The sequence below is a fragment of the Dyella jiangningensis genome (assembly GCF_003264855.1).
GTDB lineage: Bacteria > Pseudomonadota > Gammaproteobacteria > Xanthomonadales > Rhodanobacteraceae > Dyella > Dyella jiangningensis_C.
Genome location: NZ_NFZS01000001.1, coordinates 1,988,654 through 2,012,432 on the forward strand (window position 1 = coordinate 1,988,654; position 23,779 = coordinate 2,012,432).

Here is a 23,779-nt window from a genome sequence, read left to right on the forward strand (position 1 = left end):
CCCCCTGCGGGCATCCCGTTCATGTCACCGCCGTCCGAACAGCTGGCGCAGGCGGCCACCCAGCGAAGCCGTCCTGCCGGGCTCGGTGAGATCGCCTTCGGGCAGCGCGGCGGCCAGCGAGGCCAGCGGGCTGGTAGCGACGTCCAGCAGGTTCAGCTTGATACCGGTCTCGCGTCTCACCCGCGTCACCATCTCGATCGCCAGCAGCGAGTGGCCGCCGATGTCGAAGAAGTTGTCGCTGGCGCGCACGTCATCCGCACCGACCAGCTCGCACCACACGGCACCGAGGTAGCGCTCGCGGGCGTCGTCGCTGGCGCTGACGCCTGGCTCGGCACCGTCCGCCTGCGGCATGGCGTTGAGCGAAGGCGCGGGAAGGGCCTTGCGGTCGGTCTTGCCATTCGGCGTGCGTGGCAGGGCGGCGAGCTGCACGTAGTGCTGCGGCTGCATGTAGGCCGGCAGCCGTGACGCGAGCAACGCGCGCAGCGCCGGCCACGCCGTTGCTTCGTCCTCGCTGCAGACGGCGTAGAGCACCAGGCGCTCGTCGTTCGGTGCGATCTCGCGCACGACCACCACGCAATCGGTGATGGAAGGCTCGGTGCGGGCGATCGCCTCGATTTCACCCGGTTCGATGCGGAAGCCGCGCAGCTTCACCTGGAAGTCCAGACGGCCGAGATGTTCCAGCGTGCCGTTGCCCAGCCAGCGGCCGCGGTCGCCCGTGCGATAGATGCGTGCGCCCGGTTGGCGGCTGAAGGGATCGACGGGGAAGCGCTCGGCGGTGAGATCCTCGCGATGGAGGTAGCCCAGCGCCACGCCTTCGCCGCCGATCCAGATCTCGCCCGGTACGCCGATCGGGCAGGGTTGTCCCTGTTCGTCGACGATCCACACGCTGGTGTTGGCGATCGGCGTGCCGATGGAAATGCCGCGGCCCGGATGCTCCACGCGCCAGCAGGTGGACCACACCGTCGTTTCGGTGGGCCCGTACATGTTCCACACCTCGCAACCACGAGCCATCAACAGGGCCGCCAGGTCCGCCGACAGCGGTTCGCCGCCGCACAGCGCGCGGAAACCCATTGGCGGTTGCCACGGCGTCTGCAGCAGCATGCGCCAGGTGACGGGCGTGGCCTGCATGATGGTGGCGGCATGCGTGGCCAGCAGCTGGTTGAGCGAGTCGCCATCCACCGACTCGTCACGCGTGGCAAGGATCACCTGCGCGCCGACGCTGAGCGGACCAAACAGCTCCAGCACCGCAATGTCGAACGACAGCGTGGTGACCGCGAGCAGGCGGTCGTCGATCGCCAGACCCGGGCGCACCGCCATGCCGGCGAGGAAGTTCGCCACCGCGCGATGCGGAATCGCCACGCCCTTGGGACGACCGGTGGAACCGGAGGTGTAGATGACGTAAGCGGTCGAGTCGCCGGTAAGCGCGGGATCGGCAGCGAGACGCGACGCCGGCGCAGCCTCGAGCTCGGCGCTGCACTCATCGAGCAGCAGCTTTGGACACGTACTCTCGCTGAAGCGTCCTGCCGTGGCGGATTCGGCCACCAGCACGGCAAGGTTCGCGTCTTCGGCCATGTAGGCAAGACGATCCGGCGGAAACTCGGGATCGAGCGGCACATAGCCCGCGCCGGCCTTCAGCACGGCGAGCAGGGTCGCCACCATGTCGGTACCGCGCGTGAGCGAAACGCCGACCAGCGCGCCGTGCGCCACGCCACGCGCGCGCAGCGCATGCGCGATGCGGTTGGCGCGTGCATCGAGCTGTCGATAGTCGAGCACGTTGTTGCCACAGCGGATCGCCGTGCGCGTCGGTGCGCGATCGCACTGGTTTTCGATCAGCGTATGCAGCGGACATGCCGGCACGTCGAGCCTGGTTTCGTTCCAACGTTGCAGCGCCTCGCGTTGCGAGGCAGGCAGCATGTCGAGGCGGGACACCGTGGTCGCGGGCTCGGCCAGCGCCGAGGCGAGCAGTGTCTCGTAGCAGTCGCGGAAACGGGCCGCGGTCGACGCGTCGAGGATGTCGGTGTTGTAGGTGATGCCGCCGAGCAGGCCCTGCTCCTGTTCCAGGAACCACAGCCCGATGTCGTCCGCGGCGCCACGCTGGAACACCGGCAGGTGCTCGTGCGCGAGATCGCCCCACGACAGGATGCGGCGACGCGCGTCCTGGAAGGAGAACATCGCCTGGTAGATTGGCGGGCGGCTTTCGTCGCGGGCCACGCCCAGCGAAAAGACCAGTTGTTCGAATGGCACGTCGGGATGCGCGAAGGCATCGAGCACGACCTGGCGTACCTGCTTCACCACGTCGAGGAACGGCGCTTCAGGGTCGACCGACACGCGCAGCGGCAGCGCGTTGACGAACAGGCCCATGATGCTTTCCGTCTCCACGCGGTCGCGCCCGCGCACTGGCGTGCCGACGATGAGGTCGCGCTGGCCGCTCAGGCGATGCAGCAGCACGTAGTAAGCCGCCAGCAGCACCATGAACGGCGTGGCTTCCGCACGCTGCGCCAGCGCATGCACGGCAGCGGCCCGCTCGGCCGGGATGCGCACCCACTCGGTGGCGCCGGCGCCTGACATGCGTGCGGGGCGCGGACGATCGGCGGGCAGCTCCAGCGGCTCCAGCGCGCCGTCGAGCGTCTTCATCCAGTGCGCGAGTTGCTGTTGCACGGTGTCGCTGCGCATGCGGTCGCGATGCCAGGCCGAGAAGTCGGTGTACTCCACCGGCAAGGGCGCGAGCGCGGACGAGGTCTGGCCCGCGCAGCGCGCCACGTAGGCGCGCGAGAGGTCTTCATACAGCAGGTCGAAGGACCAACCATCCCAGATGATGTGGTGGGCCATGAAGTACAGCACGTGGTCCTGGTCATCGAGGCGGAACAGCCGTGCGCGGAACAGGGGCGGGCACGACAGGTCGAAGGGCCTGGCGATATCGGCCTCGAGTTCGCGCATCAGCGCGGGCAGGCGTGCGTCGGCGGGCAGGGAAGAAAGATCCTCGACCGGCAACGCCAACGCGATGTCCGCATGGATGCGCTGCAGGCCCGCGACTTCGCCCGCCTCGATCGACGTGCGCAGCACCGGCTGGCGCTGCACGACATCGCGCAGGGCCTGCTGGAACGCGGTGATGTTCATCGGCCCGCGCAGGCGATGCGCGGATGGCGTGTTGTAGACCACGCGGCCGGGATGGAGCTGCTCCATGTACCACAGGCGCTGCTGCATCGACGACAGCGGTGCCTGCTCGCGGTTTGCCAGGCGCGGGATCTCGTCCGTCATCACCAGGGTGTCGAGGCCACGCTCGCTGTCGATCGCTTCGGCCAGCCCTTCGACGGTTGGCGCGTCGAACAGCGTGCGGAACGACAGCGCGATGCCGAACTCGCGATTGAGCCGCGCGGTGAGCTGCGCGGCCAGCAGCGAATGACCGCCCAGCGCGAAGAAGTTGTCGCGCACGTCGAGATCGGGCAGGGCGAGCACGGCCTCCATGGCGGCGGCGACGCGCTGCTCCGTTTCGGTCTGCGGTGCGCGGCGCTCGCGGCGAGCCGTTGCGACGGGCTGTGACGGCGCCGGCAACGCCTTGCGGTCGATCTTGCCATTGGGCAGCAACGGAATCGCATCCATCGCCACGAAGTGCTGCGGCACCATGTAGTCGGGCAGGTGTTGGCGCAGGAGCGGGCACAGGTCCACGTGTTCGAGGTCCGCGTCGTCGGCCGCCACGAGGTAGGCGACCAGGCGCACGTCGCCGGGCCGATCCTCGCGTGCCACGACCACGGCGCGCGCTACCTCGGGCAGATCGGCCAGCACGGTTTCGATCTCGCCCAGCTCGATGCGGTAACCGCGGATCTTCACCTGGAAGTCCAGACGGCCGCGATGTTCCAGCTCGCCGTTGGCGAGCCAGCGGCCGCGATCGCCGGTGCGATAGAGGCGCGCCTGCGTTTCGCCGGTGAAAGGATCGGCGAGGAAACGCTCCGCCGTCAGCTCGGGCCGGTTGAGGTAGCCGAGCGTGACGCCGTCGCCGCCGATGTGGATTTCGCCGGGCATGCCCAAAGGACAGGGCGCGCCGTGCTCGTCCAGGATATGCACGGTGGTGTTGGCGATCGGACGGCCGATGGTGATGCCGGCGCGTGGATCGCGTACGCGCCACAGCGTGGACCACACCGTGGTTTCGGTGGGGCCGTAGGCGTTCCACAGTTCCCCGCAGCAGGCCAGCAGCGATTCGGCGAGGTCCAGCGGCAGCGGCTCGCCGCCGGCGATGGCCTTGAAGCCGGTGCGTCCCGTCCAGCCCGACTCCAGCAGCACGCGCCACCCGGCGGGCGTGGCCTGCATGATGGTGGCGTCGCGCTGTTCGACCAGGCGGCACAGGGCCGCGCCGTCGCGGACATCGTCATGGGTCGCCAGCACGATGGCGGCACCGACGCTGAGCGGGAGCATCAGCTCCAGGAACGCGATATCGAAGGACAGCGTGGTGACCGCGACCAGGCGGTCGTCTTCGACGATGCCCGGCTCGCGCTGCATGCTGCTGATGAAATTCGACGTGGCGCGGTGCGGCACGCGCACGCCCTTGGGCTTGCCGGTGGATCCGGAAGTGTAGATGACGTAGGCCACCGATTCGGGCGTGGCTGAGCGTTCGTCGCGCGGCAGCCGCGTATCGCTGGCGGCGTCGATCGACGCGGCGTCGCGCTGCAGCGACAGCACCTGTGCCGCCGGGAAGTCGAACACCGCCGCGGCCTCGTCGTCGACGATGAGTGCGGCAAGGGCCGCGTCCTGTGCCATGAAGGCGAGCCGTTCGGCAGGAAAGCCCGGATCGAGCGGCACATAGCCTGCGCCGCACTTCAGCACCGCAAGCAGCGAGGCCAGCATGTCCGGACTGCGCGCCAGCGACAGGCCCACCAGGCTGCCTTGGCCGATGCCTCGGGCACGAAGCACGTGCGCGATGCGGTTGGCGCGCGCTTCGAGTTGCACATAAGACCACGACGGCACGCCGGCCAGCGCCATGCGCGACGGCGCGCGATCCACCTGCGCCTCGAAGTATTCATGCGCCAGTTGTTCGGCCCGGTAGGACGTGCGCAGCGGTTGCAGCGCATGCAGCGCGGCGTGCGCGGCGTCCGATACGAGACCCAGCGCGCCACCCGCAGCGTCCGGCGTGTCGGCGGCATTTCTCAGCAGGGTGGCGTAGGCATCGAGCCAGGCGCGCACCGTGGCGGCTTCGAACAGATCCGAGTTGTACTGGCATTCCAGTCGCAGGCCGTGCGGCAACTGCACGGCGTTGACGAACAGTTCGAAGTTCTCGAAGGCGCGTGGCACGCCGGCGAATTCGAACGAAAGCCCGGGGAAGGAGAGCGTACGCTCATCCAGGGCCTGGTCGAGGTTGAACAGCACGCTCGCCAGTGGCAGGCGTCCCGGATCGCGCGGCAAGGCGAGGCGCGCGAGCAGGCTGCCGATGGTGTACTGCTGGTGGTCGAAAGCGTCGAGCAGATCGCCGCGTACCTTGGCGAGACTGGTCGCGAACGGCGCCGTCGTATCGATCGATACGCGCAACGGCAGCACATTCACGCAATGGCCTACCAGTCCGTGATGGCCACCAGCGGCCTGGCCGGCGGAAGGTATGCCGATCACCACATCGTCCTGTCCGCTCAGCCGCTGCAGCAGCAGGCCGAACGTGGCGAGCAGGGTGGCGTAGAGGCTCGCGCCGCGTTGCGCACCGGTGCGCTTCACGGCGGCGACCAGCGCGGCGTCGAGCAACAGGTCTTCCCGTTGCGAGGCGAACGTTCGCCGGCGAGGACGCGGGCGGTCCGTCGGAAGATCGAGCGACGGGGCGGCGTCGGCGAAACGCTTCAGCCAGTAGGCTTCGGCGTCATGGCCTTGCTGGCTCTGTGCGTGTGCCGCTTCGGCCAGCGCGTAGTCACCAAATGCATCGACGGGTGCCAGCTCGCCGCCCAGGCCGAGCTGCCGGCCATACAGCGCCGCCAGCTCCCGCACGATCACGCCGAAGGACCAGCCGTCGCACACGATGTGGTGCGCGGTGAACACCAGCAGGTGTTCGTCGCCCGACAGCCGGAGCAGTTCGGTACGTACCAGCGGGCCGGCTTCGAGATCGAACGGCTCGCTGACCACGCGCATCAGCGTGGCGGCGACTTCCGCTTCCTGCTCATCGGGGCCGAGCCATGAGAGATCGCGCAGCGGGCATTCGAGCGATTGCTGCGCGGCGATGCACAGCTCGCTGCCATCCTTGCCGAAGGTCGCGCGCAGCGCCTCGTGGCGATCCACCAGTTGCTGCAATGCCGCCTGCATCGCGGCGGCGTTCAAGTCGCCATGCAGGCGCAGCGTGGCCGATTCGTTGTAGGCCAGCGACGCCTTCGGTTCCAGCGTGGAAGCAAGCCACACCTCGCGCTGCGGCGCGGTGGCGGGCACCACGCGTTCGAGTGTCGCGCCGGCAAACGGATCGTAGTCGACGGCTACCGCCTCGCTGGCGGCGCCGGCCGGTTCGTTCGGGTTCATGCGTTGACCCTCATGTACTTCCCGGGCGCATCGGGATTGGGCACGAACCAGGCCGGATTGCCTTCCTGATCCTTGCCCAGCCGCGCGCCGACGACCGGCGGCCGGTTGGCGTCGAAAGCGAGTGCCTCAACCTTCTTGTTGCGCGGAAGGAATTCCGCTTCCTGCATCTCCAGCACCGAATCCTTGAACGCCTTGGCGATGGCCTGGAAATCCTGCTCGGTGTGCGAGGTGGTGAAGAAGCAGGGGAAGTTGTCCAGCAGATGGATGCCGCGACTGCGGATCATCGCGAACAGCAGGTCCTGCAGCGGATGGTCTTCGGTGAAGTTGGTCTTCCACACCGAGGAGAAGTGCACCAGCTGGATCGGTGCGCCGACGCTGGCGAAGAACGCGTTGAGCTCGTCCATCAGCAGGCTGGTGCGGGCGTTGAGGCGCTCCTGCAGCGCCGCGCCATTCGCCTTCAGGTGATTGAGCACGGCATGCGCGGCGGCCAGCGCGAGCGGATGGCGCACGAAGGTGCCGGCGAAATAGGTCACGCCCACGGTGGGAATCGACGCATCGCCGTACTGCCAGCCGCCGCCGTCCAGCGCATCCATGTAGCGGCGCTTGCCCGCGATGACGCCGATCGGGAAGCCGCCACCGACCACCTTGCCGTAGGAGGCGAGATCCGCATCGATGCCCAGCACATGCTGTGCGCCGCGCGGATGCGAGCGGAAACCGGTGACCACTTCATCGAAGATCAACAGCGCGCCCGCATCGGCCGTGATCGCGCGCAGCTCCTTGAGAAAGTCGCGCGGCTGGAAGTCGGGGCGGCGACTCTGCACCGGTTCCACCAGCACGGCGGCAATGCTGGAAGCGCGCTCGCGGATGATCTGCAGCGACTCGGGCGTGCCGTAGTCGAGCACCAGCACATTCTCCGAGGTGTTGCGCAGGATGCCCGGCGCGGCCGGCACCGAACGCAGCTTCTTGGTGCCGCGCACGATCACTTCATCGAAGATGCCGTGGTAGGAGCCGGTGAAGATGACCAGCGTGTCGCGACCCGTCACGGTGCGTGCGATGCGGATCGCGCCCATCACCGCCTCGGAGCCGGTATTGCACAGGCCGGCGCGGTCGAAGCCGGTGAGCTCGCAGACCTGTTCGGCCACTTCGCCAGCCAGCGGATGCTGCGGGCCGATCTCGTAGCCTGCATCGAGCTGGCGTCGCACGGCGTCGAGCACGAAGTCCGGCTGCCAGCCGAACAGGTTCATGCCGAAGCCGTTGAGCGCGTCGACGTACTCGTTGCCGTCCAGGTCCCACACCTTGGAACCCTTGGAACGGTTCACCACGATCTGGTAGATCATCTCCTTCAGCAGCGGGCGGAAGCCGTTCACCACGCGCGGATCGGCCAGATGATCGCGATGGCGTGCGGTGTATTCCTTGGAGGCACGCGTGCGCTCGATGTAGCGGCGCATGAAGGCTTCCAGCCGCGCGCGCTGGCGGTCGGTCAGTTCGGTCTGGGTGGAGTGGATGCGTGCGATGGCGCCGAAGGCCTTCTTCACGTCGTAGCTGGTGTGCGCCAACGCCGCTTCCTCGTCTTGCGCCGGCTGATTCGCCGCTGCGACAGGTGCCGGTGCAGCGGCGACAGGAGCCGTCGCGACCGGTGTAGCCGGGGCCGGCTGTGCAGTAGCCACGGTGGCGACGCCAGGCACACTGCCCATTGACGAAGCCGCAAGCAGCGCCAGTTGCTGCTGCATGATCTGCATCTGTTGCTGGATCAGGTCCTGCACCACGTTGCCGCTAGCGGCGAGGGCCATGGTCGGCATGGCGACCGCCGCCTGTATGGGCGCAGCGACAGCGGCGGTTGCCGCAACGGAAGCAGGCGCGGCCGGCGTGGCCTCTGGCGGCAGCATCTGATCGATATGCATGGCAAGGCGCTCGAAGGAGGAGAACGACTCCATCAGCTCGCGGAAGGTGATCTTCAGCGAGAAGGTCTTCTGCAGTTGCAGCGCGACCTGGGTGAGGGCGAGCGAGTCGAGGCCGAGCTCGACGAAACCGGAGCTGGGATCCACACCCTGCAGCTCGGTGCCCGAGACGTCCTCGAACAGCTCGACGAGTTGGTTGACGAGGCGGGTCTGGCGGGCCGAGCCGGCATGGGCTCCGGTGACGTTGGCTTCCATGGCTTGCTCCACGACGGGTACGGAAGAAGAGGCGAAGAGAGGGACGACGTTGTCCGGTGCGCTGTTCGGTGCGGGCAATGGCGACGTTGCGGGCTTGGGCGCGGCGGCTTCGACCCAATGGCGCTTGCGTTCGAACGGATAGGTGGGCAGGCGCACGCGGCGGCGACGCTGGCGGCGATCCAGTGAGCACACGGCCACCGGCAGCCCGGCACACCACAGCTGGCCCATCGCGCCGACCCAGGCAGCGCGCTCGGAGGCCGGCGCATCGGCGACACTGGCGACCATCAGGTGCGGACGGCTGCCCGCGTGCTGGCGCGCCAGCGTGGTGAGCGCATTGCGCGGACCCACTTCAAGGAAGACATGCGTGGGCTGGTCGAGCAGGCGCTGCAGTGCGGGCGAGAAACGCACGGTGCCGCGGAGATGGCGCGTCCAATAATCGGCGGAGGTCGCCTCGGCATCGCCCAGCGGCTCGCCGGTCAGCGTGGAGACGATGGGAATCGCGGGCACGGACAGCGCGATACGCTGCACTTCTTCGCGGAACGGCGCGAGCACCGGATCCATCATCGCGGAGTGGAACGCGTGGGACGTCTGCAGACGTCGGCAGGCGATGCCTTCCGCTTCGAGCTGCGCGCGGAACGCTTCGACATGGTCGATCTCACCGCTGACCACGCTCGCCGTCGGGCTGTTTTCCGCGGCGAGCTGAAGATGGCCGGGCAGGCGCGGCAGCAACTGCTCGGCGGCAAGGCGCACGGACAGCATCGCACCGGCGGGCATCGACTGCATCAGCCGGCCGCGCCGCGCCACCAGTCGGGCGCCGTCAGCCAGCGTCATCACCCCGGCGATCACCGCGGCGACGAACTCGCCCACACTGTGGCCGATCATCGCCACAGGCAGCACGTCCATCGCCATCCACAGTTTCGCCAGCGCGTATTCGATCGCGAAGGTGGTGGGCTGGGTCAACGAGGTTTCGCGCAGGGCATCGGCGTCGCCGGCAAACAGGCGCTCGCGCAGGTCGAAGCCCAGCTCGCCCCGAAGCGCCTCGGCACAATCGTCGATGGCGGCCTGGAATACCGGCTCGCTGTCGTACAGCACCTTGCCCATGCCGGCGTATTGCGAGCCTTGGCCGGGGAACAGGAACACCACGCCCGGCCCCGGCTGCTTCGCTTCGCGCACCGAGGTGGCGGTGAGTTCACGCAGTCGCGCAATGGCTTCCTCGGCATCGCTCGCCACTAGCTGCGCGCGATGCGTGAAGGCCTTGCGACCATGAAGCAGCGTGCTGCCCACGTCGGCCAGGTTGACGTGCGGATGGGCAGCGAGGTGATCGGCCAGCCGGGCGGCGGTGGCGAGCGCAGCGGTCGGCGTGCGGCCTGACAGCACCAGCAACTGGGGTCCCTCGGCGGCGTCCGAGGGTGCCAGCGTCGGCGCCTGCTCCATGATCACATGCGCGTTGGTGCCGCCGACGCCGAACGAGCTGACGCCGGCGCGCAGGGGCTGGCCCTCCGCGATCCAGGGGCGCAGCGTCTCGTTGACGACGAAGGGCGAGCCGGCGAAATCGATCTTCGGATTGGTGGCCTGCACGTGCAGCGATGGCGGCAGCCGCTGCTCATGCAACGACAGCGCGGTCTTGATCACGCTGGTGGCGCCGGCGGCGATCACCGTGTGGCCGATGTTGCTCTTCACCGAGCCGACCGCGCAGAAGCCGCGATCATCGGTGTGACGACGGAACGCCGTGGTGAGGCCTTCGATCTCGATCGGGTCGCCCAGCGGCGTGGCCGTGCCGTGCGCCTCCACGTAGGAAATCGAACGTGCATCGACGCCCGCGTCATCGAGCGCCATGGCGATCACCGCCGCCTGGCCGTCGCTGCTCGGGGCCGTATAGCTCGCCTTGCCGCCACCGTCGTTGTTGACGCCGATGCCGCGGATCAGGGCAAGCACTTCGTCGCCGTCGCGCTGCGCATCCGACCAGCGCTTGAGCAGCACCACGGCAGCGCCGTCGCTGAACACGGTGCCCTGTGCGTTCGCATCGAAGGTGCGCGTATGGCCGTCCGGCGACAGCATCGAGCCTTCCTGCGAGAGATAGCCGCTGCGTGGCGGGCAGGTGATCGAAGCGCCACCGGCGAGCGCCATCTCGCACTGGCCCGCGCGCAACGAGGCCACGGCCTGGCAGATCGCCACCAGCGAGGTGGAGCACGCGGTGTTGACGCTGAGCGCCGGACCGGTGAGGTTGAGCTTGTGCGACACGCGCGTGGCGAGGAAGTCCTTCTCGTTGGCGAGCGACACCTGAAACGCGCCGAGCTTGTCGATGAGATCGCGCCGCTGCACCAGGTGATGCTGGAAGTAGGTCGCGTGGTACATGCCGCCGAACACGCCCACCGGCACGTCGTGGTGGTCGGGCGTGTAGCCGCCGCGCTCCAGGCACTCCCAGCACAGTTCCAGGAAGATGCGCTGCTGCGGGTCCATCAGTTCCGCCTCGCGCGGCGACATGCCGAAGAACGCGGCGTCGAAATCCTCCACGCCGTCGACGATGCCGCGCGCGGCGACGTAGTCGGGATCGTTGCGCAGCGAAGCCGGAATCGATGCGTCCAGGTCGTCGCTGGTGAAGCGCGTGATCGTCTCGCGCCCTTCGCACAGGTTGGTCCAGAATGCCTCCACGTCGGCGGCGCCAGGGAAGCGGCCCGCGACCGCCACGATCGCGATCGGTTCGCCGGCATCGCCCTGGCGACCGCGCGACAGGCGCTGGGACAGCGCGGAGCGCGCGTTGCGTCCTTCGATCAGTGCGGCCAGCGCCGCAGGCGTGGGCTCGGCGAAGAAGGCCGGAATGGTCGGCGTGGTGGACACGCTGGCGTGGATGCGTTCCATCAGCCGCACCGCGAGCAGCGAATGGCCGCCGAGGTCGAAAAAGTGGTCCAGTCGACCGACCTGGTCGATCTCGAGAACATCGGTGAACAGCGCGCATAGCGCCTGTTCGAGTTCGCCTACCGGCGGTACGTACTGATCCGCGAGTTCGGGACGGCGACGGCCGGGCGCGGGCAGGGCGCGGCGGTCCAGCTTGCCGTTGGTGGTCACCGGCAGGCTGTCCAGGCGCAGATAGGCCACCGGCACCATGTATTCCGGCAGGCTCTGCGCCAGTTGCGCACGCAGCGAACGCGCCGTGACAGCATCGTCTTCGGCCACGAAGTAGGCAACCAGACGCTTCTGCCCGGGCTGGTCTTCGCGTGCGAGCACCGCGGCCGAACGCACCCCGGGGAGCCGCTGCAAGGCGGCTTCGATTTCGCCGATCTCGATGCGGAAGCCGCGGATCTTCACCTGCGTGTCGGCGCGCCCGATGAATTCGATCACGCCTTCCGGCAGCCAGCGCACGAGATCGCCGGTACGGTAGAGACGATCGCTTTCATGGCCGAGGCGATCGGGAACAAAGCGTTCCGCGGTGAGTTCGGCGCGCTTGAGATAGCCGCGCGCCACGCCCAGGCCGCCGATGAAGAGTTCGCCGACCACGCCGATGGGCAACGGCTCGCCACGCGCATTGAGCACGTGCAGCGAGGTGTCGGCGATCGGACGTCCGATCGGAATCGAACGCACGGAAGCGTCGAGGTCTTGCGGAATGCCGAACGTGGTGGCGAACGTCGTGCATTCGGTGGGGCCGTAGCCGTTGATCAGGCGCGTGCCTGGCAACACGGCCTGCGCCTTGCGCACGTGCGCCACCGACAGTGCTTCGCCGCCGGTGAGGACCTGTTCCAGCCCGCGAAGTTGCGTGGCGTCCTGGTCGACGATGGCGTTGAACAACGCTGCGGTGAGCCAGGCGATGCGTGCCTGGTGGTTCGCGATGGTCAGCGCAAGGCCGGCGCCGCTGGGTACGCGTTCCTCGTGGACGATGCAGGTGCCGCCGTTGAGCAGGGCGCCCCAGATCTCGAAGGTCGCCGCGTCGAAGCCGAGCGGAGCGGCATGCAGCACGCGCGGGCTGTCGCCGAACGTCACGTAGTCGACGCCGCGCACCAGCCGGATGATCGAGCAGTGGCGGATCTCCACACCCTTGGGCATGCCGGTCGAGCCCGAGGTGTACATGACATAGGCCAGTGCCTCACCGTCCACCGGGGGGAGCGCAGGCAGCGGAGCGCTGGCATCCAGCGATGCGTAGGAAAGCCAGCGGGCCGGAAGATCCTGCAAGGCTTCCATGCTCTCGGGTGCCACGATGACCGAGACCTCGGCATCCTTGAGCGCGAACAGCAGGCGCTCCGCCGGATAGCTGCGATCGAGCGGCAGGTAGGCGGCACCGGCCTTGAGGATGCCGATCATCACCGCGACCGCTTCCAGCGACCGGTCGAGCAACATGCCCACCATGTCACCCGGATGCACACCGGCCTGGATAAGGCCCGCGGCGATGCGGTCGCTGCAGGCGTCCAGATCGCGATAGCTCATGTGTCCGTGGGCAGCTTCCAGCGCGATCGCATCGGCACGCGTCGCGGCGGCGGAACGGAAGAGGCCGTGCACGGTGTCCAGCGGATGGCGAGCGACAGCCGTGTCGTTCCACGCGGCCAGCAGGCGTTGCTGCGAAGCCGCGTCGAACGCGACGACGTCCTCCAGGCGATCGGCCTGTGCCAGGCCCTGGCACGCGTGGAGTAGGCCCTTGCCGAGCATCAGCAGCATGCCTTCATCGAACACACGGGCATCGGCATCGAGCGCGAAGTGCTTCCCATCGGCGCACAGCGACCAATGCATGGGCGAAGCGATCTCCGTCGTGGTGGGCGCTTCACTCCAGCTGCCGATGCTGCTGGGCTCGGTGGACGTTGCTGCCGACGTCGGCGCGACCAGCCATGCGTCGATGGAACCCTGGCGCGGCACGTCATAGCGCACCGCGCCATTCGCGGTCGCCAGCGCCACCGAATCGTTGCCCGTCAGGCGCGACTCGAGCAAGGCGAGCGCGGCCGTCAACACGGCATGCAGCGACATGTCCAGACGCTCGGCGCGCCGTGCGAGCATGGCGAACGCGGCCTGGTCCAGCGCCATCTGCAGGCGTTCGCGCGCCGGCGCAGTCGAAGGCGACGCGTGGCGTACCAGCACGTCCAGCAACGAGAGTGGCTCGTTGGCCGATGTCGCTTGCGCGTTGTTTGACTGCGTCATGGGAAACCCCTGCGCCCGTGCGGGCGGCTACTGCTCAGGCGACGGCATAGGTCGCGCGGTCCGTACTCGGTTGCTTGCCCAGCGAACGGCGCAGCCATTCGCGCGAATCGACGCTGGAGCGAAAGCCTGCGTGCAACAGCGCGTCGAGCAACGGGCTTTGGCCCACCGCCGGCGGGTTGATGCCCCAACGGCGCAGTCGCTCGTGCGCGGCATGCAACAGGCTGTCGCGCCGGGTGGAGTCGGTGTAATAGGTGAAGCTGATGGTGACCGACGCGTTGTCTCCGTTCTCCACCATGTGCGGGCTGGTGGAGGGCATGTACGCACCCTGGCCCGGCTCGAGGTGGAAGACGGTGGCGCGTTCGCGCAGGCTTTCGTCCCAGCGCAAGCGGTCACGCTCATGGCAGGCATGGAACAGGTCGCGCGCTTCCTCACTGGCGGCCACGGTGTCGCGGTGGTCCCACACGTAGAGCGTCTTGCGACCGCTCACCTGCATGATGAAGTTGTGTTCCTTGTCGAAATGGAACGGCGTGACCGTGTTCGGCGAGGTAATGAAGATCCAACCGCCGCGATAACTCATGCCGGGATCGACGCGGTCGATCGCAGGACGGACGCCATCCAGCACTTCATCCACCAGCGTGCGATAGACATCGTCGGTCTGCACGTTGAGCAGCGACATCCAGGCTTTCGCCTGCGCGATGTCCTGCAGGGTAGTGGCGGCCGATTTCGCATTGGGATGCAGGCGCGGCGCATTGTTGAACGGCGTGCCGGGCGTGGCGTCGTCGCTGTGGGTGCGCACGCGGCCACGGGCTTCCAGTCGCTTGCCCAGCTCCACCAGTTGCGGAAGCTGCAGGAGGGGATGGTCGGCGAGGCGGTGACGTGCGGGCTGGATGCGCCAGGGATCGAAGTGATCCCAATCCAGATCGATGAGCCGAGCGACATCGGCGTTCATGGTTTCTTCCCCCTGAACAATCGTGGTTTGCACTGCCGCGATGTCCTCTGCCGATCCCTGGTTGGCTTTCGATGCGGGGCGGTGGGACCTGGGATGGTCCTGCCGCGTGTCGAAGACACCTTCCCCTGAAGCCGTGTCCTTGAGATCGGTGCAGATGCCACACAACGCAGGTCATGCACCGGAACGTCTGTAGTCTCGGTCGCCGCGTTTTTTGTGTGAATACGCCCTAAGCAGCAGGAGGCCGCGACGTGCGATACACGACCGTTCCGACGGAATAGGCTGTTAGGGGTAGCACGGTGATGTGCGTGTCGCGCGCCACCCATCGTGCTGATGCGCACGCATCGCCCTCATGCGCGGACGAGTGATACATACCTGTTACAGGTAGGCGGCCCGGCGGGTGTCAGGGCGCCGCCTGGAACGCGAACAACCAGAGGATCGCGCCCTGCGCGGGCGTGCCATGCCAGGTGATGGAGTAGGTACCCGCGGCGTCCACTTCGCGTACCGCGACGGCAGCCTGCACGCCGCTGCTTGGCGGCAGGTTGAGGTAGCTGTCGATCACCTTGAAGCCATCGCCGGGGATGGCGGTCATCGAGTAGACGTATGCGTCGCCCAGCCACACCGCGACCAGCGTGGCGGGGCCGGTGGTGGTGACGGTGCCGCTGGTCAGCGCTGAGCTGGTGGAATCGGGCTCGCCCTTGAAACCCTGCCAGGCGCGCATCAGCCGATTGGTGGCGCGCGCGGCGACACCCGGGGTGGGATAGTTCTGCGCCACATCCTCCAGCTTGCCGGCGTGCGCGATCTCGATGAAGGGAATGGTGATCTCGCCGGCAGGCGAGCCCTCCTTCACGACCTGCACGGTGTGCTTCTTGCCTCCGCGCGCGGCGATGGCGAGAAAGGCACGCGCATTGAAGCGTTCGTCGTAGCCGTTGTAGACCACCGGTTCGCCTACCGGCTTCCACAGGTTATCGTAGCTGTCGGTAGGCATGCCCGCGTTGTCGGCGTGGCCGGCGACCAGGACCAGCAGCGAGCTGCCGTTCTCCTGCGTGTTCAACGAAGACGTCACCGCGGGCGTGCTGCCTTCACCCTCGGGTTGGGTCAGCAACGTATGCGCGCCCAGCTTGGGCGCCTTGGGCGGGGAAGAGGACATCACGTCATCGATGCTGCTGGCCATCGCCACGGGCGCGACGACCGTCACCAGGCAAAGCAGCAAGCGGGGCGCGAGCGCGCAGGCGGTACGGACAGCAAGCTGGGAGGTGATGCGTCGCATACACGTCGTTTCCTGTCACGTTGAGTCGATATTGTGATCGGCATCACATCGTGTCAAGCTCGACGTGAGCGCCGTATGGACGGCCAAACCGAACGGAGTCCGTGCGCTGTCTCCGCTCACGCGGCGGCCTCGGCGCAGGGGCGTCCCGCCATGTTTCAACGCCACGGCCCGGGGGATGGCGGTGACGCACGAGACCGATTTTCTCGACCTCTACCGTCAGCTCGGTGTGAATCCGGGATGCGGGCTTGCGGAACTGAAGCAGGCCTACCGCCGCCAGGTGGCTGTCCTGCACCCCGATCGCCAGGCGGATCGTTCCGTCGATGCCCGCGCATCGGCACGGCTTCAACGCCTTACCGCGCAATACGGCGCGGCGATGGATTTCCACCGGCGCCACGGGCGGTTGCCCGGCTCGCCCGCATCGCGCGTCGGCGATCCGGTAAACGCGGGCGAACGCGCGGCACTCGTGCCCGATCCCTTCGCCGTGCCGCGCAGCGTGGTGCGCGAAGCATCCCCGCCAGCGCACGCCGCGCATCCGGTGGATGCGCCGAAGCGACGCTCGCATGGCCGGTTCGCGCTGCTCCTCGTCGTGGTCGCACTCGGTGTATTCGCGTACAGCCTGTATTCCCTCTACGGGCAGGCAGGTGCGGGGGATTCGCCGGACGACACGCCGGCTGCGCTTCAGGCAGGTGCCGGTGAACATGCCGATGCGGGCGACGCTCCCGCGCTTCGCATCGGCATGTCGGCCGACGAGGTGAGGGCCGTCGAGGGCGATCCGGTATCGATGCATGGCGACCTCTGGGAGTACGGGCCATCCTGGGTCCGCTTCGATCACGACCGGGTCGTGGATTGGCACAGTTCCCCGCTGCGCGTCCTGCATACGGGAGAACCGCCGGCGCGGGACGGCCGCTGAGTTCGTTGGCCACAGTGGTCGCCAGGCGGCTGCCGTGCACGGTCCGTTAGCTTCGCGGATCGCGTTGCACGCCCCCGCCACCCGGCGGCCACTGCAGCCGGCGGCGCTCAGCGAGCGCCTCGTCCGAACAACACCACTTCCACGGTCTGGATCAGGATCAGCAGGTCCAGCAGCAGGTTGTGGTTCTTCACGTAGAACAGGTCGTACTTCAGTTTCTCGGCCGCCTCCTCGACGGTGGCGCCGTACGGATAGCTCAGCTGCGCCCAGCCGGCGAGGCCGGGCTTGAGGCAATGGCGCAGGTTGTAATAGCGGATCTTGGTGTCGAGGTCGGCCACGAACTGCGGGCGCTCCGGGCGCGGGCCGACGATGCTCATGTCGCCCTTCAGCACGTTCCACAGTTGCGGCAGCTCGTCGATGCGCAGCTTGCGGCTGATGCGGCCCACGTGCGTCACGCGGTCATCGTTCTTGCTGGCCCAGCGTGCAATCCCGTCGCGTTCGGCATCGGTGCGCATGCTGCGGAACTTCAGCAACTGGAAGGTGCATCCATGCGCGCCGACGCGTTCCTGCCGATACAGGATCGGCTGGCCCGCGCCCGATTCGATCCGGATCGCCAGCACCTCGATCAGCATCAGCGGCCAGCACAACAACAGGAGCACGGAAGCGGCCACCAGGTCGAAGCAGCGCTTGCTCAGCTGGCGCAGCGGCGTGCCGTTGAAGCCGCCGGAAAACACCAGCCACGACGGATCGAGGAAGGACAATTGCAGGCGTCCCGATTCGCGCTCGAAGAACGAGGTGAGGTCGGTGATGGTGATGCCCAGCTGCCGGCATTCGAGCAGGTCGTCCATCGGCAGGTTGCCGCGCCGATCGTCGACGCCGACCACGACTTCGTCGATCTGCTCGCGCGCGATGATCTCGCACAGCGAGAGGGACGTGCGGATGAGCTGCTCCTCCGGTACGGCGACGGTTTCGCGCGCATGCGGCACGTAGCCCACCACGCAGAAGCCGCGGCGATCGGTGCGGCGGCGCATCTGGTTGTGGATCTGCGAGGCGCGCGTACCGGCGCCGAGGATCAGTACGCGCCGCTTGAGCGCCTCCACCTCGACCAGCTGCAGGAACACGATGCGTATGCCCAGCACGAGGATGAAGCCGAGCAGCAGCGCAATGGCCAGCACGCCGCGACCCACGTAGGCCTGCGGCAGCACGTAGTAGCCGATCACCAGCAGCACGCCGCCGAGCACGAAGGCCACCGCCTGGCGCGCCATCAGGCCAAAACGGCTCATGCGCATATGTGACTGGTACTGCCCAAGCGCCACCATGCCGAACACGATGGCGGTGGCGAACACCAGGGCGCGCTCGGGCAAATGCACGGTGAACTCGGCGAGTTCATCCGCGTTGTGCCCGTAACGGATGTACGTGGCGATGACCAGCGACATGGCGAGCAACAACAGCTCGCACAGGCCGAGCAGCATCAACCAGCGTACCGATTGCCGACGCAGGAAACGAAGCATCCGGATCCCCCTTGCCCCCAAAGCCGAGTCCATTTAGCGAGGCGAGAGGCTAACGTGATTGTTTCGCTGGCGTCGATGCAACTTAGGGCAGAGCCGCATGGCAGCCGTTCGGCTGTCTCAGCGCTGTTACATCGCGGGACGATCTTCCGATGCATGCCGCCACTGCGTGGAAAGCCAGTGCAGTCGCAATCCGGTAATGACTTCGGGCGCGGCCAATGCGCCGACCCAACCCGTGGGAAGCATGAGTTCGCGCACGATACACGCGATGGCGTCGGCGGCGAGCGGTGGCGGCGAAATCGATACGCCTGCATCGGCGGCGATGCTCGATGGCGCCACGAGCAGTCCCACGCCAAATGCTTTCAGCACTGCTTCCTTGCGCGTCCACAGTGCCAGCATCGCATCATCACGCACGGATGGCGGCAGGCATTGCAGCGCATGGGACTCTTCGGGAGTGCATACGACTTTGAGCAGATCCTGCATGCCGGCACGCGGTGGCGATCGCTCGATGTCGACGCCGATGCACGCGGTGCGTGCAACCGCGATGGCGACTTGTCCGCCGCTGTGACTGAGGCTGGTCGCATAGCCGGTGCCCGGCAGGCAGGGCTGCCCGTGGGACGTGCTCGCCAGCGGAACATGCGTGGGCGAGGTATCGAGCATCTCCGCCAGCACGATGCGCCATAACGCATGGGCGATCACGTACTCGTCGCGGTGCTGCGGCTGACGGAAGCGCAGCGAACGTTGGCGCTCGGCCGGCGACAACAGGTTGGTGGCTTCATCGCGAAACGCCATGCAGTGCCTGCAGTCGAACAGCACGACCAGCGCCTCGGTGTCGCCGGGCTTCGGCAGGTCGCCATCCACCAGCATGCGTAGCGATGGGGATGGACTCATGGCCGGCATCGCCGTCACTGCTGCCATGGCGTCACGCGCCTACAACAAGCCGGAGCTCGCGCAGGTGGCGAGCAGGTCGCGGAGCTCGTCGGCCAGCCGCATGCTCAACGCCACGATGGTGAAGGTGGGAAACGCCCAGCCACCGGTGGGAAAGACCGAGCTTCCCGCGATATGCAGGTTGTCCATGCCATGCACCTTGCATCGCGCATCCACCACGCCCGTCTGCGGATTGTCGGACATGCGCGTCGTGCCCATGTGGTGCGCCGTGCCGTGTACCTCCGGCTTGGCGTTGCCGCCTTCCGCCAGCCAGGGTTCAAGCTGGAAATGCCCGTTGCCCGCGGTGGCGATCTGTTCGCCGAACACGCGTGCCGACGAGCGATAGGTTTCGTGATCGAGCGAGGTAAGCCGCCAATCGACCTTCACCTGCCGCTGGCCGAACGCATCCAGCTCGCGGCCCAGCGTGATGCGGCTGTCGGGGTTGGGTGCCTGCTCGAAGTAACCGACCAGGTCGATGTGACTATTGGGCACCGTGGGGCGATCGGCGAGCTTATGCACGCAGGCGCGCGCAAGGTCGCCGATACCGAGGCCGAGTTTCAGCGCGGTAAGGCCAAGGTTGTCAGGCGCAGCGATGACGTGGCCCAGCGGCGCATTGCGCAGCGCATCCGACAGGCGCGCCTCCAGCAGGGCGCTTTCGTCGGGTACGCTGTTGCGCAAGGCCGTCTTCAGCTCGCGCAACGCGCGGATGCCGCGCGGCAGCGGCCCTTCCACGCCAAACGGATGCACGCGCCCGTTGAGTACGCGATGCCTGCGCTGGAACTGCGGCGACAGGGCGATCTCGGGAAACGCCGCCGGTGCGCCTTTCGCACGCCGACGCTCGTAGGGACGCGTAATGCGATGCGGGGCCTTCGCGGTCAGCGTGCCCAGCTTGCCGCTGGGATGATCCATGAAATAGCGGCCGACCACGCCGTGCTGGTTGCCCAGCCCTTCGGGTACCACGGAATTGGACAGCAACAACAGTCGCGCATTCTCGATGCCGCCGCAGGCCAGCACGTAGTGCCTTGCGCGCACCACGCTACGCGCGCCGTTGAGCGCGCCGATATGCGCCTCGCGCACGTGCCTGCCATCGTGGCCGGTCTTCAGCTCCAGCAGGTTGCCGTGCAGCAGTACGGTGATGTTGCCCGCACGTTCGAGCTCCGCCCGATAGGCATCGCCGAACAGGATCGGACTGCGCGCGAAGAACTGGTTGACCAGCGTGTCCCGGTCGAACGGTAGCGTGGACTGGAACGGCGGTTCGGCGAAGGAGCCGTCGCTGAAGTCGAGTGCGCCGATCTGGCAGAAGTCGCGTGCCCGCTGGTAGAACGGTTCCAGCTCCGCGTAGTCGATGGGCCATCCGCTGTGCGGCACCCATTCGCGCTGCTCCATGTCCTGTCGGCCGAGCGGAATGCAGCCGCCGCCCCACAGGTTGCAGCTGCCGCCGAACACACGCATGCGCGACGTGCCCGGATCGAATTCGATATCGCCGGCGGAACTGCCCTCGTACAACGCCTGGCTGCGGTCTTCGCCGGCCAGGCCGCCGCTCTCGATGAGGCAGACGTTGAAGGGCGTACCGAGAAAAGAGCGCGCGATGGCAATGCCGGCGGCGCCGCCGCCGACGATGCACAAGTCCGCGTCCACTTCGGCGGGATGTCCCCCGCGCAGGTAATCGATGATCACGCCACTCCCCTAGCCATCCACGCAGGTCAACGTCCTGTCGCAACGTGGATCGGGTCGGTGGCGTTTCGGTCAGTCAGTCCGGACCGACCATGGGCCTTCGCCAATCACACGCGGTAGTAATCTCGGTACCAGCGTACAAAGTTGGCCACGCCTGTTTCTACCGACACCTGCGGCCTATACCCAACGGCCTGTATCAGGTCGGTTACATCCGCTTCGGTGTCCGGCACGTCGCCGGCCTGCAACGGAAGCAGCTCCATGGTCGCCTTGCATCCCAGGCATTGCTCCAGCACTTCGATGTACTGCAGCAGTTCCACCGGCCGCTCATTGCCGATGTTGAAAAGCCGGAATGGCGCGACGCCGCTGACGGCCGGGTCGGGCATGTTGCTGTCCCATGCCGCATCGATCGACGGCACTTTGTCCAGCGTGCGGATCACGCCTTCGACGATGTCGTCCACGTAGGTGAAGCTGCGCTTGTGCTTGCCGTGATTGAACACGCGGATCGGTTCGCCCGCGAGTATCGCCTTAGTGAACAGGAACAACGCCATGTCCGGTCGTCCCCACGGGCCGTACACGGTGAAAAAGCGCAGGCCCGTGCAGGGAATGCCGTACAGGTGCGCATAGCTGTGCGCCATCTGCTCGTTGGCTTTCTTCGTGGCCGCATAGAGCGTGAGCGGGTGTTCCGCCGACTTGTGTTCGGAGAACGGCATTGCCGTGTTCGCGCCGTACACCGAGCTGGTGGACGCGAACACCAGGTGCTCGACGCCGTGGTGGCGGCAGCCTTCGAGCACGTGCAGGAAGCCTGTCACGTTGCTGCTGGTGTAGACGTGCGGATTCTCCGCGGCATAGCGGACACCCGCCTGCGCAGCGAGATTCACCACGCGTTGCGGGCGGTGCTCGGCGAAGGCGCGTTCCATGGCCACCCGATCGGAAAGATCCGCGGTAATGTGCGTATAACCGGGGCGATCGGAGAAGCGCGCGAGGCGCGCCTTCTTCAGGTTGACGTCGTAGTAGTCGTTGAGGTTGTCGATGCCGACCACCTCGTCGCCGCGCGCCAGCAGGCGCTCGGCCACATGGGAACCGATGAATCCGGCCGTGCCGGTAACCAACACTTTCATGGCGTGTCCCCGAGCTTCAAAGTCGACCGTCGACGGCGTCGCGCGGCAATACGTATTTCACGTCATACACCACCGAATCCGGCTTGCCGTAGCCGCGGATGCCATCGACGCCCAGTTCGATGAACTGACGGTGCCCGACCGCCACGATGACGGCATCGTAGTCGCCGGGCACCGGCGTGGCGACTGGCGACAGCGCGTACTCATGTTCGGCCTCATCGGCATTGATCCAGGGATCGTGTACGTCCACCTGGGCCTTGTACGCGTGCAAGGCATGCACGATGTCCACCACGCGGGTGTTGCGCAGGTCGGGGCAGTTCTCCTTGAAGGCGAGGCCCAGCACCAGCACGCGTGCACGCACCGGGTTGATGCCCTTGCACACCATCAGGCGGATGACTTCGTTGGCGACATACACGCCCATGCCGTCATTCGTGCGTCGGCCGGCCAGGATCACGTCGGGGTGATGCCCGACCTCCTGTGCCTTGTGGGTCAGGTAGTAGGGGTCCACGCCGATGCAGTGGCCGCCGACCAGGCCCGGACGAAAGGGCAGGAAGTTCCACTTGGTGCCGGCGGCCTGCAGCACTTCCAGCGTATCGATGCCGAGCTTGTTGAACAGGATGGAGAGATCGTTGACCAGGGCGATGTTGAGGTCGCGCTGCGTGTTCTCGATGACCTTGGCGGCTTCGGCCACCTTCAGCGAGCTGGCCTTGTGCGTGCCGGCCGTGATGATCGAGCTGTAGAGGCGGTCGACGAAATCGGCGGCCTCGGGCGTGGAGCCGGAAGTGACCTTGAGGATGCTGGTGACGCGATGCTGCTTGTCGCCCGGGTTGATGCGTTCCGGGCTGTAACCGGCGAAGAAGTCGCGGTTGAACACCAGGCCCGAACCCTTCTCGAGGATGGGCACGCACACTTCTTCCGTGCAGCCGGGATACACCGTGGATTCGTATACCACGGTGTCGCCGCGCTTGAGCACCTTCGACAGCGCTTCGCTGGCGCGCACGAGCGGCGTGAGGTCAGGGCGCTTGGCCGAATCGATCGGCGTGGGCACCGTGACGATGTAAACATTCCGGTCGGCAAGATCGGCCAACTCGCTGCTGAAGCGCAGGCGGCCGGCCTCGGCCAGCTCCTCGCTGTTGACTTCCAGGGTGCTGTCGCGCCCCCCGCGCAGTTCCTCGATGCGGGCACGGTTGATGTCGAAACCGACGGTGTCGTAGCGCTTGCCAAACTCGACGGCCAGGGGAAGGCCGACGTAGCCGAGACCGATGATGGCGAGCTTGGTGTCTTCCAGATTCTGCATGCGGGGTTCCTGCTGTCTGGTGTGAAGAGGCACAGAGCCGGCCAGCAGGCTATCCGTTGGATTGCCCGATTTGGATGACGAGAACTCCGTGCCCTTGCGCTTCACAGGCTTCAGTGCCTGTCGAAACAGCCCGCGCGAGTGATGCGCGCGGGCGACGCAAGGCTAGCAGGGTCGTCTTCCTTTTCAGCTAGGCCAGAGGTTGCTTACCCAATGGAGGATGCCGGTCAAAAGGCCTGTTGGGATGAACGCCGCCTGCATGTGATGGCTGCCGGCGCGCATCGCCGATCGGATCAGCTTGCTTGATGGACGGACAGGAGCATGAGGACGTTGCCTCCCGGGCCGTCCTTGAAGCCAAGATATTGCGAATCATTCTCAATCACGTTATCT

At 67.0% G+C, this 23,779-nt stretch carries 10 protein-coding genes; 1 reads left to right on the forward strand and 9 read right to left on the reverse strand.

The window, feature by feature from the left end:
• Positions 1–24: 24 nt before the first annotated feature.
• The 4 genes from CA260_RS08940 to CA260_RS08955 all read right to left on the reverse strand — a co-directional run bounded on the left by CA260_RS08940 (position 25) and on the right by CA260_RS08955 (position 15,964).
• Positions 25–6,477 carry a non-ribosomal peptide synthetase gene (locus tag CA260_RS08940; protein WP_111982361.1) on the reverse strand — a complete coding sequence of 2,151 codons (6,453 nt, stop codon included), beginning with the start codon at positions 6,475–6,477 and terminating at the stop codon, positions 25–27.
• Positions 6,474–13,748 carry a polyketide synthase gene (locus CA260_RS08945; protein WP_111982362.1) on the reverse strand — a complete coding sequence of 2,425 codons (7,275 nt, stop codon included), beginning with the start codon at positions 13,746–13,748 and terminating at the stop codon, positions 6,474–6,476. Before CA260_RS08945 ends, CA260_RS08940 begins: the two co-directional genes overlap by 4 nt.
• A gap of 34 nt (positions 13,749–13,782) precedes the next feature.
• Complete coding sequence (locus tag CA260_RS08950) at positions 13,783–14,697, reverse strand: cupin-like domain-containing protein (protein ID WP_111982363.1); 915 nt, start codon at positions 14,695–14,697, stop codon at positions 13,783–13,785.
• Positions 14,698–15,097: 400 nt separating this feature from the next.
• Positions 15,098–15,964, reverse strand: coding sequence for a hypothetical protein (locus CA260_RS08955; protein ID WP_111982364.1), 867 nt, complete (start codon positions 15,962–15,964; stop codon positions 15,098–15,100).
• Positions 15,965–16,145: 181 nt separating this feature from the next.
• Between CA260_RS08955 and CA260_RS08960 the strand changes: the two genes are divergently transcribed.
• On the forward strand, positions 16,146–16,874 hold the full coding sequence (locus tag CA260_RS08960; RefSeq protein ID WP_172461762.1) for a J domain-containing protein: 729 nt from the start codon (positions 16,146–16,148) through the stop codon (positions 16,872–16,874).
• 107 nt (positions 16,875–16,981) lie between these two features.
• On the opposite strand, the gene CA260_RS08965 is transcribed toward CA260_RS08960, so the two are convergent.
• From CA260_RS08965 to tviB, 5 genes are all read right to left on the reverse strand, one after another.
• Positions 16,982–18,382, reverse strand: coding sequence for a TIGR03013 family XrtA/PEP-CTERM system glycosyltransferase (locus CA260_RS08965; RefSeq protein ID WP_111982366.1), 1,401 nt, complete (start codon positions 18,380–18,382; stop codon positions 16,982–16,984).
• 126 nt (positions 18,383–18,508) lie between these two features.
• Positions 18,509–19,270 (reverse strand): 4'-phosphopantetheinyl transferase family protein, encoded by a 762-nt coding sequence (locus CA260_RS08970; protein ID WP_172461763.1) that lies wholly within the window; start codon positions 19,268–19,270, stop codon positions 18,509–18,511.
• A 39-nt stretch (positions 19,271–19,309) separates the two neighbouring features.
• Positions 19,310–20,983 carry a GMC oxidoreductase gene (locus CA260_RS08975; RefSeq protein ID WP_111982368.1) on the reverse strand — a complete coding sequence of 558 codons (1,674 nt, stop codon included), beginning with the start codon at positions 20,981–20,983 and terminating at the stop codon, positions 19,310–19,312.
• Between the two features lie 104 nt (positions 20,984–21,087).
• On the reverse strand, positions 21,088–22,098 hold the full coding sequence (locus tag CA260_RS08980; protein ID WP_111982369.1) for an NAD-dependent epimerase: 1,011 nt from the start codon (positions 22,096–22,098) through the stop codon (positions 21,088–21,090).
• Between the two features lie 16 nt (positions 22,099–22,114).
• A complete protein-coding gene (tviB, locus tag CA260_RS08985) occupies positions 22,115–23,392 on the reverse strand; it encodes a Vi polysaccharide biosynthesis UDP-N-acetylglucosamine C-6 dehydrogenase TviB (RefSeq protein WP_111982370.1) in 1,278 nt (425 codons plus the stop codon).
• Positions 23,393–23,779 lie beyond the last annotated feature (387 nt).

Excerpts from the sequence above, each read along its gene's own strand:
- CA260_RS08940 (WP_111982361.1), bottom strand. The coding sequence starts at position 6,477 with ATGAACCCGAACGAACCGGCCGGCGCCGCCAGCGAGGCGGTAGCCGTC.
- CA260_RS08945 (WP_111982362.1), bottom strand. The coding sequence starts at position 13,748 with ATGACGCAGTCAAACAACGCGCAAGCGACATCGGCCAACGAGCCACTC.
- CA260_RS08950 (WP_111982363.1), bottom strand. The coding sequence starts at position 14,697 with ATGAACGCCGATGTCGCTCGGCTCATCGATCTGGATTGGGATCACTTC.
- CA260_RS08955 (WP_111982364.1), bottom strand. The coding sequence starts at position 15,964 with ATGCGACGCATCACCTCCCAGCTTGCTGTCCGTACCGCCTGCGCGCTC.
- CA260_RS08965 (WP_111982366.1), bottom strand. The coding sequence starts at position 18,382 with ATGCTTCGTTTCCTGCGTCGGCAATCGGTACGCTGGTTGATGCTGCTC.
- CA260_RS08970 (WP_172461763.1), bottom strand. The coding sequence starts at position 19,270 with ATGAGTCCATCCCCATCGCTACGCATGCTGGTGGATGGCGACCTGCCG.
- CA260_RS08980 (WP_111982369.1), bottom strand. The coding sequence starts at position 22,098 with ATGAAAGTGTTGGTTACCGGCACGGCCGGATTCATCGGTTCCCATGTG.
- tviB (WP_111982370.1), bottom strand. The coding sequence starts at position 23,392 with ATGCAGAATCTGGAAGACACCAAGCTCGCCATCATCGGTCTCGGCTAC.